Origin of the sequence: Albibacterium bauzanense (assembly GCF_004339765.1) — a bacterium.
In the GTDB taxonomy this organism is placed as follows: Bacteria; Bacteroidota; Bacteroidia; order Sphingobacteriales; family Sphingobacteriaceae; genus Albibacterium; species Albibacterium bauzanense.
The window spans coordinates 58,204-72,905 of sequence record NZ_SMGO01000001.1 but is presented as its reverse complement, the minus strand read 5'-3'; the positions used below and the strand labels follow the sequence as shown (position 1 = coordinate 72,905).

Annotated in this window: 12 protein-coding genes and 1 riboswitch; of the genes, 10 read left to right on the top strand and 2 right to left on the bottom strand. The window is 35.3% G+C overall.

The annotated features are described in order from the left end of the window. Positions 1–49: 49 nt before the first annotated feature. Positions 50–874 carry a GLPGLI family protein gene (locus C8N28_RS00310; RefSeq protein ID WP_165870274.1) on the top strand — a complete coding sequence of 275 codons (825 nt, stop codon included), beginning with the start codon at positions 50–52 and terminating at the stop codon, positions 872–874. A 33-nt stretch (positions 875–907) separates the two neighbouring features. Here C8N28_RS00310 and C8N28_RS00305 read toward each other — a convergent pair whose 3' ends face one another. Then, a complete protein-coding gene (locus C8N28_RS00305) occupies positions 908–2,407 on the bottom strand; it encodes an acyl-CoA dehydrogenase family protein (RefSeq protein ID WP_132220399.1) in 1,500 nt (499 codons plus the stop codon). A 321-nt stretch (positions 2,408–2,728) separates the two neighbouring features. On the opposite strand from C8N28_RS00305, the gene C8N28_RS00300 reads away from it, so the two are divergent. The 4 genes from C8N28_RS00300 to metE all read left to right on the top strand — a co-directional run bounded on the left by C8N28_RS00300 (position 2,729) and on the right by metE (position 8,454). Beyond that, on the top strand, positions 2,729–3,163 hold the full coding sequence (locus C8N28_RS00300; protein WP_132220396.1) for a carboxymuconolactone decarboxylase family protein: 435 nt from the start codon (positions 2,729–2,731) through the stop codon (positions 3,161–3,163). Further along, positions 3,163–4,095 (top strand): NAD(P)-dependent oxidoreductase, encoded by a 933-nt coding sequence (locus C8N28_RS00295; RefSeq protein WP_132220394.1) that lies wholly within the window; start codon positions 3,163–3,165, stop codon positions 4,093–4,095. The genes C8N28_RS00300 and C8N28_RS00295 overlap by 1 nt, the downstream gene beginning before the upstream one ends. Positions 4,096–4,181: 86 nt before the next feature. Then, complete coding sequence (locus tag C8N28_RS00290) at positions 4,182–5,714, top strand: FAD-dependent oxidoreductase (protein WP_132220392.1); 1,533 nt, start codon at positions 4,182–4,184, stop codon at positions 5,712–5,714. Positions 5,715–5,773: 59 nt separating this feature from the next. Next, a riboswitch (cobalamin riboswitch) is annotated at positions 5,774–5,966 on the top strand. Positions 5,967–6,132: 166 nt separating this feature from the next. Then, a complete protein-coding gene (metE, locus tag C8N28_RS00285; RefSeq protein WP_132220390.1) occupies positions 6,133–8,454 on the top strand; it encodes a 5-methyltetrahydropteroyltriglutamate--homocysteine S-methyltransferase in 2,322 nt (773 codons plus the stop codon). Positions 8,455–8,505: 51 nt separating this feature from the next. Here the strand turns inward: metE and C8N28_RS00280 are convergent, their stop codons facing one another. Next, complete coding sequence (locus tag C8N28_RS00280) at positions 8,506–9,729, bottom strand: CynX/NimT family MFS transporter (protein ID WP_132220388.1); 1,224 nt, start codon at positions 9,727–9,729, stop codon at positions 8,506–8,508. A gap of 131 nt (positions 9,730–9,860) precedes the next feature. Between C8N28_RS00280 and C8N28_RS00275 the strand changes: the two genes are divergently transcribed. From C8N28_RS00275 to C8N28_RS00255, 5 genes are all read left to right on the top strand, one after another. Next, entirely contained in the window at positions 9,861–10,223 is a 363-nt protein-coding gene (locus tag C8N28_RS00275; protein ID WP_132220386.1) for a BlaI/MecI/CopY family transcriptional regulator, read from the top strand. Between the two features lie 154 nt (positions 10,224–10,377). Beyond that, the gene (locus C8N28_RS00270; RefSeq protein ID WP_165870273.1) at positions 10,378–11,388 is read left to right on the top strand and encodes a M56 family metallopeptidase; all 1,011 of its coding nucleotides are present in this window, start codon (positions 10,378–10,380) and stop codon (positions 11,386–11,388) included. Positions 11,389–11,587: 199 nt separating this feature from the next. After that, the gene (locus tag C8N28_RS00265; RefSeq protein ID WP_132220382.1) at positions 11,588–12,229 is read left to right on the top strand and encodes a TetR/AcrR family transcriptional regulator; all 642 of its coding nucleotides are present in this window, start codon (positions 11,588–11,590) and stop codon (positions 12,227–12,229) included. Positions 12,230–12,265: 36 nt separating this feature from the next. Continuing rightward, complete coding sequence (locus C8N28_RS00260; protein WP_132220380.1) at positions 12,266–13,624, top strand: TolC family protein; 1,359 nt, start codon at positions 12,266–12,268, stop codon at positions 13,622–13,624. Between the two features lie 9 nt (positions 13,625–13,633). Next, positions 13,634–14,701 carry an efflux RND transporter periplasmic adaptor subunit gene (locus C8N28_RS00255; protein ID WP_132220378.1) on the top strand — a complete coding sequence of 356 codons (1,068 nt, stop codon included), beginning with the start codon at positions 13,634–13,636 and terminating at the stop codon, positions 14,699–14,701. Position 14,702 lies beyond the last annotated feature (1 nt).

The window sequence follows — 14,702 nt, the reverse complement described above, 5'->3', positions numbered from 1 at the left end:
TATAAGTACAGAATTAGATTAGAAAATCAGACCAGTTAATTAAATGCTTATGAAAACCATACTAATGTTCGGATTATTATCCGGATTTCTTTTCAATATTGCAGCATTTGCTCAAGAGCAGCAAAGTTTTAATTTTGATAAACAGGCAATCTATAAAATGACCTATCAACCTGATAGTACGGATAAAGGTTCTATCAAAGAAGAGTATATGGAATTGTTGTTCAATGACTCCATATCATTATTTGAATCTGTAAATAAAAGGATTATTGACTCACTTGAACTTCAGGAAACACTCAATGAAAATAGTGACATAATGAGTAATCCTTATACTATTTTCCATTATCAAATATTAAAACAAAATAGTGTGGTTACAACATTCGACGTTCTTGAGAATGGCTTTAAGGGCCCTAATCATTTTTATTATATTGAAGATAAGACGGCTTTTCAATGGGAAATTAAAGAAGATACAGTAACGATCAATAAGCTTTTATGTCAAAAAGCTGAATTGAATTTCGCAAACAGGAAATGGGTTGCCTGGTTTACAACTGATATACCCATCTCAGATGGTCCCTATAAATTTTCAGGTTTGCCGGGTTTAATTATTAAAATAAATGATAGCAATAATTTTTGGAATTTTGAATTAACAAGGCTTGAGATTATTTCTAAGTCCATTACAATAAATTTCAAAAAAGATAAACAACCGGTGCTTACTACCAAGAAGGAGTTTCTTGCAAACAAGAAATATTTTACAGAAAACAGCCTACAAATAAGAGAAATGTATGGCTTAAGAATTATGGCAGGTCGTGCTGAGATGCAAAGGAATAGCAATGAATATTTTAGGAAACATAGTAACTGGATAGAGCTACCGTTCTAAGGTAGCTCTAAACACTGAAATTATTGCCGATGCTTAAACAAATTTAAGCCACAAGCTATTCTCTGAATAATCTTCAACAACAGTAGTCACGCTATCGAAATGGAATGAACTAAACAAGGCTGAAACCTCTTGTTTAACAGACGTTATGCAGTTCTCAACCAGATCTGTTCTGAAACCTTTTGCTTGTAATTCAAGAACATAGCCAATACATACTATTCTTGAAAGGATTTTACCTAAGTCGACAAGTTTACGTTGTGAGATAATACTATTTAATGTAAAGCTTAAATCTTTCTTAAAGTGCAAACAAGCCTCTGATGTAAGTTTAAAATCTTTCAGGAAATCAAACAAATGCAATTGCTTTTGCTTTTTCATCGCCCGGGTAATCATGTCGGCGATTTGAGAATATAGCATTTCATTTGACCCTTCAAAGATTTGGAAAGGTCTGCTATCCATAATCCCTCTACCACCAATGTGCGTTGTTCTATAGCCATTAGCTCCTGATAGCTGAACTAATAGTTGAGATGATTCTTGCATCAAATCGGTTACTACGGCTTTCATGCTATTAGCTTCTAAACCCTCTGTAGCCAGGTTATGTTCAATCCCACTCATATCACTACTGTGAGCACACATTGCAGAGCAGATGGTAAATGCAGATTGGATTCTGGTTAATTGGTATTGTACCTGGTCAATTGCAAGTAGGTTACCGGCTCCAACAATTCTATTTCTACAATGAGAGATTGCTTCATCCATCATACGTTTGATAAAGCCCATTCCCATTCCTGGAAATTGCAGTCTGCTTCTATGTAAGATGTCAAGCATCATTTTAATGCCTGTAGTTTCAGGTTCTAGTTTATGATTTTTGGGTACCTCTATATCCAGCTTATTCAAACCGTAAGGTATCATATAAAGCCCTGCATTATCATACAGTTCTTCTACTATTATTTTTTGTTTAGGAACAGACTCATCCGATATGAAGAAATCGATATCTCTTGCAAGCTCACCGTTATCAAGTTCTTTTCTGGATGCAATGATCCAGTAATTAGCCAATCCGGTTAGTCCTTGCCAATGTTTTGTTCCCTTAATTTTATAACCGTTTTCAACTTCTTTATTAAGGGTCTTCATGTTTAAGGCATCGCTGCCGTAATCGGGCTCGGTGATCATAAGCCCTCCCATGTTCTGATTCTTTAAAAAGCGGTCGAATATTTCCTGCCTGATACTTTCGTTTGCATATTTAGAAACAGGTTCCAGGAACAATGCGATATTGATTCCGAAAGTTAAAGAAAGCGATAATGACTCGTATGAAGCAGCTGACAAAACTCCTAAGCATTCTTTTACAATACTTCCTCGTCCACCATATTGCTTTGGAATTGCAACTGAAAGTGGCACTTTAGACATAATTTCACTCATTACTGCAGGTGGTAGACCTCTTTCTAAGCTTAACTTATTTATATCTTCTTTTTCATGAAATAAGTGATCTAATGTCTCTTCAAAGTCTTTTAAGAATACTGAATATTCGCTGTGTGTCAGGTCCATAGTTAATACTAATCTTTTGCTTTCTATTTTTTATTTACAAAAATTTAATGGTTTTTGTTTTTTGTCAATATCGTTCAAAGATATATAGAATAAAAGCATACTGTTAAATTAATTTTGTAATTAAGGAATCTCTTCTCATTCCTTGTCTGCAAAAGACGTAGATAAAGCCTTAAATGAGGTAGTGAAAAACATATTATTTAATGATAAAACTCACAAAATTACATCGGGTTAACTATTTAGGCATTGGTTTTTTGTTAACTTTAAAATTATAAATTTTATAATCGTACTAGCATTATTGCTAATTAAAAACATATTATACTAATGAAAAAACGTGTTGATATTATTGGAAGCCAACCAGAAGCTTATAAAGCTATGTCGGCTCTTGAAGGCTATGTAAAAGCCTCTAGCCTTTCTACTACACATAAAGAGTTAATTAAAATCAGGGCTTCACAAATAAATGGTTGTGCCTATTGTATAAATATGCATACCCGAGATGCTCGTAAAGCTGGTGAAACAGAACAACGAATTTACATGCTTAACGCATGGCGCGAAACAGATTTATATACTGAGGAGGAAAAAGCTATTTTAGCATTAACTGAAGAGGTTACCAACATTAAGAATCATGTATCAGATGAAACCTTTGAAAAAGCAGCATCATTGTTTGATGATAAATACCTTACAGATATCCTGATGGCAATTGTTACCATTAATAGTTGGAACCGCCTGGCTATTACCTCGCAAAAAGAACTAGACTAGTGAAAGTATTTATCTATACAGATCTTAACCAAAGCCTCCAGGAAAAGTTACGCATAGAACTACCTCCCGGGACAGAGTTAAGCTTTAAAAGCAATTTGTCGGAATCTGAGGTTCTTCCTGCTTTTAAGCTGGCTGAGGTTATTATGGGAAATCCTCCCCCTTCCTGGTTTGAAGAACCATTACCTTCACCTAAATTCTGGCAAATAGATTCTGCTGGCTTCAATCAGTATCAACATCTTAAGCTCAATACCACCATAGCGAATATGGGAGACTTGTTTTCTCAAGACTGTGCGGAAACTATTATTGGAGGTATACTTGCACTCTATAGGGGATTGAACCATCTCATCAAATTTCAATTAGATAAAGAGTGGAGAGCACAAGAGATCAGGCCTTTTACTGAGAGTTTGGGCGACAAAAAAGTTTTAATTCTTGGTAGTGGAACGATTGGCTTGGCTGTTAAAAAAGCATTGAGTGGATTTGGCTGCCAAATAAAAACGACTGCCCGAAATAATCCAATCGCTGATTTCCATTCTTTTGAAGAAATACTGAAGGCATTACCAGAAACAGATCTTGTTATTAACACACTTCCGGGCACTCTTACGCATTATGTTTCACAGACATTTATAGAAGCAATGCGAAAAGGGAGTATTTATGCAAATATCGGAAGGGGTAATACAACAGATGAAAAAGCTTTAATAGCTAATTTAGCCAATAATAAGTTAGGAGGCGCTGTACTCGATGTTACTGAAAAAGAGCCTTTATCTAAAGACAGTCCGCTCTGGACCATGGATAATGTTATTCTAACTCAACATACCGGTGGCAGCGGAAGCCAGGAAGTAATTGGAAGAGTAAAAAGATTCATTTCTAATTTCTACCTTTTTATAAAGGATGAAGAAATAAATGATAAAGTAGAATTACAAACAGGATATTAGCCGGGATCCGGTGAAATTGTTGAAATATTCAACAAAATACATTTTTAGTGGTTTATTATACAGTTAGTAATAATAAATCAAGAGAAATGAGAAAAGATCGTGATTTTACAGAATCAATATGGACTGCGAGTGCTCACTCAAAAGGATATCCAAGATTAAGCAATAATTTAGAGGTTGATGTAGCTATTATAGGCGGTGGAATAACGGGTATTAGTGCGGCCGCGATGTTAACAGCTAAAGGAAAAAATGTAGTTGTACTTGAGGCACACTCAATTGGGAAAGGATCTACAGGTTATTCAACAGGGAATTTATATGCAACTGTTGGTGAAAGACTCAGTTCTATTGATTCAAAACATGGAGAGGAAAAGCTGTTTCAGGTTGTAGACTCTCGGATGTTTGCTATTAATTTTATACAAGAACAGGTTAATAAACATAGTATAGACTGTGAATTTCAACGGATTCCCTGGCACCTATTTACAACAAGCGCTTCAAAGGAAAAAGATGAAGAGGTAGAGAAAGAGTTTGATGCAGCTCATAGAGCTAACCTGGAAGCTATTAATTCATTACCCTATATATTTCCTTTTCCTAACGTCTCTAAAATAACTATTATTGACCATCAAGCGCAAATAAATCCGTACAAATATGTATTGGGGCTTGCAGATAGTCTTGATCCTGAGAAATGTCAGATCTTTGAACACACCAAAGTCTTAAACGTTGAAGATGGAACGCCCTGCGTTGTTCATACAAACCAGGGAATAGTTAAAGCAGACCAAGTTATTATGGCAACTCATTCTCCAAAAGGAATTTATGAGGTACATACTGAAATGGAAGCCTATCGAGAGTTTGCTTTGGCTGCAAAAATAAAAGGGACTTTACCTTTAGAAGGAATATACTGGCATGTTAATGATTCTTATCAATATTCAATCCGTCCTTATTCAAATGAAGATGGTAACTTCTTAATAATAATTGGAGAACCTTATTTAGTTGGAACGGTAAATAATACGGAAGAGTGCTTATTAAAAGTTGAGCAATATTTGTACGAACATTTTGATGTGGAAAGCATTGTTTATCGCTGGGCGGCACAAAACTATAAATCTGCAGACGGATTGCCATATATTGGAACAAGCCCATTACAATCAAATGTTTTTATTGCAACCGGATTTAAGGCTGATGGACTTGTTTATGGTACACTTGCAGCTTCTATTATTACAGACTCTATTTTTGGAATAGAAAACGATTGGACTAAGTTATATAATCCTAAACGCTTTACCCCTTTGGCTACAGCCGGACAGTTTTTCAAGGAGAATGCCAATGTTATTACTTCTTTAATTAAAGACTATTTCTTTTATGGAGAAGTAGACAAATTAAAAGAAATCAAAGTGGGTGAAGGAAAAACCTTAAAGCTTGATGATGAAAAGATAGCGGCATACCGAGATGAAAACAATAAACTACATATCGTTTCATCTGTTTGCACCCATCTAGGCTGTATTGTTCACTTTAATAATGCAGAAAAAAGCTGGGATTGCCCATGTCATGGAAGTCGTTTTACTATTGATGGAGAGGTCATTGAGGGGCCTGCATATAAAAATTTAGCGAAACCAAAAGATACACCTTCTTAATGTCTATGAAAACTATAGCATTAATTGTATCTTTGCTTTTCAAGTTCTTTTAATTATTTCTTAATCAACCGGAAAAAGGTTTTGCTTAGCTGCAAATTAATAGGGAATCGTGTGTAAATCACGAACTGTCGCGCAACTGTAAGTAACTTCAGGTTTTTACCCATACAGAAATCCACTGTCTGAGCAATCAGAACGGGAAGGATGGTAAAAGCTGTTACAAGTCAGGAGACCTGCCTCTTTCGAATTGACAATGCTTTCGCGATATGAAGCTCCAGTCAGGTATGATGCGTCCAATTCAGGTTCTTCTCCACCCATGAATTTGCTCTATGCATACCTTTCTTTCCATTTCATTTCTCGTAAAGCATTGTGATTTTAGCAAAGAACTTTAACTGATTTATTAATCTTTTAAAAAAACAACATGCTAACTAACAATCTTGGCTATCCGCGCATTGGTAGCAATCGAGAACTCAAAAAGGCTTCCGAGCAGTACTGGTCGGGAAAAACATCACAACACGAACTTCTACAGGTAGGTAGAAGTATCCGTCAACAAAATTGGCAATTACAGAAGGCTGCAGGTATTGATTTAATACCATCCAACGACTTTTCATTCTACGACCAGGTTTTAGATATGACATTAACAGTTGGTGCAATACCCAATAAATATTACGATGTTATACTGAATCATAACAACTCGGAACTTGATCTTTATTTTGCCATGGCAAGAGGATTTCAAAAAGAGGAAGTAGATATTACTGCTATGGAAATGACGAAATGGTTTGACACCAATTATCATTACATCGTTCCTGAATTCCAAAAAGACCAACAATTCAAGCTCTTTTCTACCAAGATAGTTGACGAGTTTTATGAAGCAAAGCAATTAGGCATACTCACAAAACCTGTTATTATTGGTCCGGTTTCTTACCTGCTCTTAGGGAAAGAAAAGGAAGAAGGTTTTGAGAGAATAGATCTATTGAAGAATCTTTTACCTGTATATATCGAAATCTTGGATAAGTTAAAAGATAATGGAGTAGAATGGGTGCAGTTTGACGAACCTTTCTTAGCCTTGGATTTAAGTGAGAAGGAAAAGAAAGCGTTCAATTCAGCCTATACAGAGATCAGAAAACAATTTCCAGGTATCAATATAATGGTCGCTACCTACTTTGAGGGCTTACGCGACAATACTCAATTAGCTGCTTCTTTGCCGATAAATGCTTTGCATATTGATTTAGTACGCAATCCGGAGCAGCTAGATGAAGTTTTAAATGCCCTTCCTGCTAATCTTCAGCTATCTCTTGGTATTGTTGACGGAAGAAATGTATGGAAAAATGATTTTAAGAGTTCTTTGGAATTGGTAGAGAAAACAGTTCAAAAGATTGGTGCTGAACGGGTATTAATTGCTCCGTCTTGTTCTTTACTTCATTCGCCTTGTGATTTGGATAATGAAACAAATGAAAAAACGCTTAGTCCTGAAATTAAACAATGGCTTGCGTTTGCTAAACAAAAAATTGATGAAGTAAAGGTATTGAAAGAGCTGGCTATCGGAAATAAAGATGCTGCTATACTAGAAAAGCTAAATCAAAACCAAATTGCTATTGAAGCTCGAAAGGTATCTACACTGATCCATAATCAGGTAGTAAAAGAAAGAGTAAAAGCTATTCGTGAGGAGGATGCAAAAAGGAAAAACCCTTTTTCTATACGTAAGCAAAAACAACAAGAAGCACTAAACCTTCCCTTATTTCCTACCACAACTATTGGTTCGTTTCCACAAACAACCGAGGTAAGAAGCTGGAGAGCTCAATTTAAAAAAGGTGATCTGAACAAACAACAATACGAAGATTTACTAAAACAGGAAACTGAAAGAACGATACGTTGGCAGGAAGAGATTGATATAGATGTATTGGTGCATGGTGAATTTGAACGCAACGATATGGTTGAATATTTCGGAGAACAATTGGCAGGATTTGTATTTACAAAAAACGGCTGGGTACAGAGCTATGGTTCACGCTGCGTAAAGCCTCCGATTATTTATGGAGATATTGCTCGTCCGACAGCTATGACCGTTCAATGGACTGAATATGCACAGAGTTTAACTTCTCGCTTGGTTAAAGGTATGTTAACCGGGCCAGTTACTATTTTACAATGGTCGTTTGTGCGAAACGATCAGGCACGATCAGAAACGTGCAATCAAATTGCATTGGCTATTCGTGATGAAGTAACTGATCTTGAAAAAGCAGGGATTAAAGTTATTCAGATTGATGAGCCTGCAATTCGTGAAGGATTACCTTTAAGAAAAGCTGATTGGCAAAACTATTTACAATGGGCTGTAAAAGCTTTCAGGATCTCATCATCAAGCGTTGCTGATGAAACTCAAATACATACTCATATGTGTTATTCTGAATTTAATGATATTATTCAGAATATAGCAAATATGGATGCCGATGTAATTACCATTGAATGCTCGCGTTCAAAGATGGAGTTGTTGGATGCCTTTGCTGAATTCAAATATCCACATGAAATAGGTCCGGGAGTATATGATATTCATTCACCAAGGGTACCATCAAAGGAAGAAATGATCGATCTTTTAAAGAAAGCAAAGGCAGTAATACCTGCAGATCAATTATGGGTTAATCCAGACTGCGGATTAAAGACCCGTCATTGGGATGAAACCAAGAAAGCACTATTAGAAATGGTAGCTGCAGCAAAGGAACTTCGCATAACAGAAAAGGAAGCTGTAGCTTAATAAATTCAGGGATGAGGTATTTACTTTTTAGCAGATACCTCATCCCCTTTCTTAAGAAACATATCTGTCTTTTGAAGATGCTAAACCAGAAGTAAGCAGAAATACAGCTGCTACTAATAATAAAGCAAATGGAACATACCAATTATTCGTTAAGCTATAAAGTGCACCAAATAATGGAGGACCTGTAGCGGCTATCAAATACCCTACTGACTGTGCCATACCTGATAGGTTTGCGGATTCAGAAGAATGTTTTGTTCTAAGAATAAAAAACATGGTTACAAGCGTATATGCTAAACCAAGGGATACTCCTATTAAAATCACTGAGATAATAATAAACTCAGTCTTCCAAATAATAATTCCTAACAGACCTAATAATAATAAAATGAAAGTAATCCACATTAAGGAGGTTTGATCTTTCATCTTTCCAGCAACAATCGGCCCGATGAGCATAATGGGTAGCTGACCCATTTGAATATAGGAAAGCATCCAGCCAGAGCTTTCGGCCGACATTCCCCAACTTTGTAAAGCTGCAGGAAGCCAGGCTGCTAAGGTGTAAAAAAAGAATGATTGCAAGCCCATTAAAATAGATATTTGCCAGGCCAGCCGAGATTTCCAGAGTGCTTTACTGCTTAACCTGGAAGTGCTTTCACTTTCAACTCCGGATCTCTGTTTAATCTGTGGCAGCCAAATAAGAAAAGCTATCAATGCAAGAACACCCCAAATACCGATAGAAGCCTTCCATCCTAAACCGGTAGATTGCCCTATACTTATACTAAATCCTACCGCTAGTGCAGAGGTCAGGTTCATTGAAACAAGATAAAACCCGGTGATAAGGCCTACTTTATTTGGAAATTCTTTCTTAATAAAAGCAGGCATCAATACATTTCCTATGGTAATAGCTGCACCAATTAGAGCAGCACCTATAAACAATAAAAAAACATTTCCTACAGAGCGAACAAGTAGTCCGAAAGCAAGAACTAACATAGAGTAAAGCAATAGCTTCTCTAATCCAATTCGTTTTGCTGCTTTAGGTGCTAAAACTGATAATAACGCAAAGGACATGAGTGGGATTGTAGTTATTAATCCTACCAATACGGGTGTAAGGCTCAGTTGTTCTGTTATTTCCAGTATTACCGGGCCAACTGAAGTAATTGGTGCGCGTAATGTAGCTCCTACAATTACTACACCTACCGCCATTATTATTACATCAAATCTTGTCTTTGCGGGCGCATCTTTGAACAGAGGGGTATCTTCCTTTTCTTCTTCTTTAATCATGAATATCTTATACCATTAAAACGGCAGCAAAGATACCCATTCAATCATATATTCAACGTATTAAAAGAAATGTTAAATATATTTGTTTAATTACGGAATGTTCGTAGATTCACTCTTTAAGTAATAACAATATGGAAAAACTAAGTCAGCAAGAAGAAGAAGCCATGCAATTGGTATGGCAGAATAAAGGTGGGTTTATAAAAGACCTATTGAATTTACTTCCTGAACCGAAAGTCCCTTATACCACTCTGGCATCAACCTTAAAGAACCTGGAAAAGAAAAAGTATTTAAAATCAACTAAGCTAGGGAATTCCTATCATTATAAACCTCTTATTCGAGAGAACGATTACAAGAAAGCTTTTATGGGAGATTTCGTAAGTGATTATTTCAAAAACTCTTATAAAGACCTGGTTAGTTTCTTTGCAAAGGAAGAAAAGATATCTCCTAAGGAGTTAAAGGAAATTTTAGAAATGATTAATAAACAAAAACCTTAAGGTTATGTCAGAACTAATAATATATCTTCTAAAAGCCAATATTGCATTAACCTTATTATATTTAGGCTATTATTTTTGGCTCCGCGATCTAACATTTTACAGATCAAACAGGTATTATCTTCTCTTTACTCTTATTTTTTCAGCTGTATATCCATTGATTAATTTAAGGGCTCTGCTTAATAAAAGTTTAGAAATTCCAGCTGAAGTAATGACAGTATTACCAGACTTAAATAGCTTTCAGTTTGCACAGCAAGGAATAGAGTTTAATCAAATTATTGATTATTTATTATGGTTCAGCTTTGTTATAGTTTTTCTTAGCTTATTGATTAAGCTCTGGGGCGTGTTACGCATTCATCTGAATTCTGTACAAGCACATTGGACTATCTACTCCTATCGTAAATCTCAAGAAGACATTGCTCCATTTTCATTTTGGAAATCAATTTATTTGAACCCTGATAAACATGGAAAAGATGAATTTGACAAAATACTTAAACACGAATATATACACATACGTCAACTACATAGCCTGGATACCTTAATCGCAGAAATTGCACTCATGCTTTTTTGGTATAACCCTGTTTGCTGGTTTATAAGACAGGCAATTCATGAAAATGTTGAATTTATTACAGACCAAAAAGTGTTAGCCACCGGAATAGATAAACAAAACTATCAATATAGCCTACTAAATATCAGCATCTTACCTACAGGCCCTGCATTAGGAAATCATTTTAATATTAAGAGTCTAAAAAAGAGAATTAAAATGATGAATAAAAAACAGACATCGAACAAGCATCTAAGTAAGTATGTATTTATTTTGCCAATAGCTATAATGGGCTCTTTGATTTTTAGTTTTTCTAATGCCGAGGAGACTATTATGCCTTCAACACTATCTGATAATCTTATACATGTGGAAGGAAATATGACGGCGAAACAAGAACAAGATAGTCTAACTGCAGATAAGAAACCTATTGGTGATGGTATTTCTGAAAACGTTTTGATTTTCTTAGATGGAATAAAAATAAGCAAAGAAGATTTAAATAAGGTAGATCCAGAAGATATTGAATCAATGAATGTTTATAAAGGCGAGTCTACTTTAAAGAAATTTGGCGAAGAAGGTAAAGATGGAGCTATTGAAATTACCACAAAAGCTAACAAAAAGAAGTAGATAGATGTCTTTCTTAAAAGGTTCTTTTCACGACTTGCTTAGCTAAAGCAAATAAACTGCTGAACAACAATCATTTACCACATTGATTTAAAGAATGTTTCTTCTCAATAATTCTTAGATTACTTACAAAAGTAAATTAATATTTTAAATTTATTTGGAATTATTAACAGTGTTAAGTAGATTCACACCGTAAATAATTATGGGAATTACAGAACGCAAAAACCGGGATAAACAAGATTTGAAACAGCGCATTCTAGACGCTGCTAAATTACTTTTTACAAAACATGGCTATGAAGCTACTTCTATTCGCAAAATTGCGAATGTAATTGAGTTTAGCCCTACCACCATTTATCTATACTACCGTGATAAAAATGATATTCTTTATGCTCTTCACCAAGAAGGCTTTAAGATGCTGGGCACCAGTTTCATAGATTTAGGAAAGATTAGCAATCCATTTGAACGCTTCAAAGAAATGGGGCGTACTTATTTAAAGTTTGCTTTAGATCATAGCGACTTTTATGAACTAATGTTTATCATGAAAGAACCTATACAGTGGCTTGATGAAGATGCATGTGCCTCAGACAAGTGGCAGGAAGGAATCAATGCATTTGATTCTTTACATAATACGATCATAGATTGTCAAAAAGAAGGTTATTTCAAAGACCAGGATTCTAAGCTATTTTCTCTATTTGTATGGTCTACCGTTCATGGGTTATGCTCCCTGTCTTTGCATGGACATTTTGAACAGGTAGTTAAAGGAAAGAAACTTGATATTCATCCTGATAAGATACTGGAAAGCGCATTTGAAAACTTCTTAGATCTCATTGATAGACTTAAATAGATTAGCTTGCTTATATAAGAGTTTACATTATTAATTATGAAAAGATCACTAATAAATATAATTCTATCTAGCCTTATTCTTATAAGTTATATCCCTGTTGTTTCTGCACAGACGAGTAATTTAGATCTTTACATTGAAGAAGGGTTAAAAAATAACCTGGTTCTTAACCAAAAGAACATTTCTTGGGAGAAAGCAATGATCGGCCTTCAATCAGCCAAGAGTTTTTATCTTCCTACGGTTGGTTTTCAAACTACTTACTCAACAGCTGATGGGGGAAGAAATATCCCTTTACCTTTAGGAGACCTTCTAAATGGGGTTTATACTACTTTAAACGACCTGACACAATCGCAAAGATTTAAAGAGCTTGAAAACACAGAGATAAATTTCTTTCCGAAGAATTACTACGATGCAAAGATAAGAACTACTGTACCTATTCTAAATTCGGATATCCATTACGGGGTTAAATTAAGCGAGCAGCAGATTATACTAAAAGAATACGAACTGGAAATCTATAAGCAGGAATTAATAAAGAATATTAAAACTGCATATTATAACTATCTATCAGCTATGCAGGTAGTTGATATTTACGAATCGTCACAAGCATTAGCACAAGAAGGAAAACGTGTAAATGAAAAGCTATATGAAAGCGGCAAAGGTTTACCTGTTTATATTATGCGTTCTGAAAGTGAGATTGCACAAATTAACGCAGACCTTTCTAAAGCAAAGCAGCAAACTGAAAATGCGAAACTTTACTTTAATTCTTTATTGAATCAATCTCCCGAATCTACCATTGAAGTTGAACTGGAAAACGATGCTGTTTTAGAAAATGCTGAAAAGCTGCTTTTAAAAGAGGTAAATATAAATACAAGAAGTGAAATACAATCTCTTAATCAGGCTTTAACTATCAATGAAACCTTATTAAATAAGGATAAACATTACCTTATTCCGAAACTAAGCGGCTTTCTGGATTTAGGTTCACAGGCAGAGAATCTTAACTTCAATAAAGACAGTCGATATTATATGATTGGGCTTCAATTGGATATTCCAATTTTCTCAGGAATGAGAAATAAATATAAGATCAAAGAGACCAAATTGGATCTTCAATATGCTAAACTTGAATTGGAAAATGCACGACAGAATTTGAACCTAAGTGCTGAAGTAGCAAAGAATAAATTAAAATCGGCATTTGAAGTGTATAGAGCCTCAATGGAACAGTTAAAAGCTGCTGGCTCCTACCAAAGGCTCATTGACCGCGGCTATCAGGCAGGTGTAAATACTTTTATTGAGACTGTTGATGCGCGTAATCAATTAACATCGGCTCAGTTAGCCACACAAATAAATAAGTATAATGTATTAATTTCTGCTGCAGAATTAGAACGAGAGTTAAATAACTAATCCACAATCATGAAGAACATTCTTAATCAACTCAGTCTTTTTGCCTCCTTAAGCCTTCTTATTGCATGTGGAGGGACAGAAACTAATGATGGTTTAAATAAAGAAGATATTATCCCTGTAAAGTTAATCCCTTTACAGCAAGGCGAAAACACGAATACAATTCAAGCTTCCGGGGTTTTCACAACAGAGGATGAAGCTGTTTTATCTTTTAAAAATGGTGGAATCGTTCAACAAATTACGGTGAACGAGGGCGATCATGTAAACAAAGGTCAGTTACTGGCAAAGTTGAATATGACAGAGATCAACACGGGTGTTCAGCAAACAGATTTGGCTCTCGAAAAAGCAGAACGGGATTATCGAAGGGCACAACAACTTTTTACTGATTCTGTAGCCACTAAAGAACAATTAGAAAATGCAAAAACTGCTCGCGATATTGCTATTCAACAAAACAGAGCTGCACAATTTAATCAGAATTTCTCTGAAATAAGAGCCAGTACCAATGGATATATATTAAAACGCTTTGTAAATGAAGGACAAACTGTTGGACCAGGAACTCCGATTTTACAAGTCAATGGTGCAGGAAATACGGATTGGAAATTAAAAGTTGGTGTAAGTGATCAACAGTGGGCATTGTTAAATATTGGAGATGAGGCGCTGATCGAAAGTAACCTATCAATAGAGAAAATTAATGGACAAGTTTTAAGAAAGTCAGAAGGTATAGATCCTAGCTCAGGAACCTTCTCTGTTACTTTAAAAATAAATCCTGGCCAGAATCTCAACTTAGCGTCGGGTGCATTTGCAAGAGCAATTATTTATCCATCTAATAAAACTACCGGATGGAAAATACCCTACAATGCATTATTAGACGGCAATGCTAACCAAGGATTTGTATTTGTAACTGACGATAAGAAAACAGCAAAGAAAGTAAAGGTAACACTTGGTGCTATATCGAAAGATGGGGTTATGGTGCTTTCAGGATTAGAGAACTATGGGTATTTAATTATTTCTGGAAGCGCATATCTAAGTGATGGCTCTAAAATCAATGCTTTATCTAATCAAGACAGTCTAAAGAATTAAA

Excerpts from the sequence above, each read along its gene's own strand:
- C8N28_RS00310 (WP_165870274.1), top strand. The coding sequence starts at position 50 with ATGAAAACCATACTAATGTTCGGATTATTATCCGGATTTCTTTTCAAT.
- C8N28_RS00305 (WP_132220399.1), bottom strand. The coding sequence starts at position 2,407 with ATGGACCTGACACACAGCGAATATTCAGTATTCTTAAAAGACTTTGAA.
- C8N28_RS00300 (WP_132220396.1), top strand. The coding sequence starts at position 2,729 with ATGAAAAAACGTGTTGATATTATTGGAAGCCAACCAGAAGCTTATAAA.
- C8N28_RS00290 (WP_132220392.1), top strand. The coding sequence starts at position 4,182 with ATGAGAAAAGATCGTGATTTTACAGAATCAATATGGACTGCGAGTGCT.
- metE (WP_132220390.1), top strand. The coding sequence starts at position 6,133 with ATGCTAACTAACAATCTTGGCTATCCGCGCATTGGTAGCAATCGAGAA.
- C8N28_RS00280 (WP_132220388.1), bottom strand. The coding sequence starts at position 9,729 with ATGATTAAAGAAGAAGAAAAGGAAGATACCCCTCTGTTCAAAGATGCG.
- C8N28_RS00275 (WP_132220386.1), top strand. The coding sequence starts at position 9,861 with ATGGAAAAACTAAGTCAGCAAGAAGAAGAAGCCATGCAATTGGTATGG.
- C8N28_RS00265 (WP_132220382.1), top strand. The coding sequence starts at position 11,588 with ATGGGAATTACAGAACGCAAAAACCGGGATAAACAAGATTTGAAACAG.
- C8N28_RS00260 (WP_132220380.1), top strand. The coding sequence starts at position 12,266 with ATGAAAAGATCACTAATAAATATAATTCTATCTAGCCTTATTCTTATA.
- C8N28_RS00255 (WP_132220378.1), top strand. The coding sequence starts at position 13,634 with ATGAAGAACATTCTTAATCAACTCAGTCTTTTTGCCTCCTTAAGCCTT.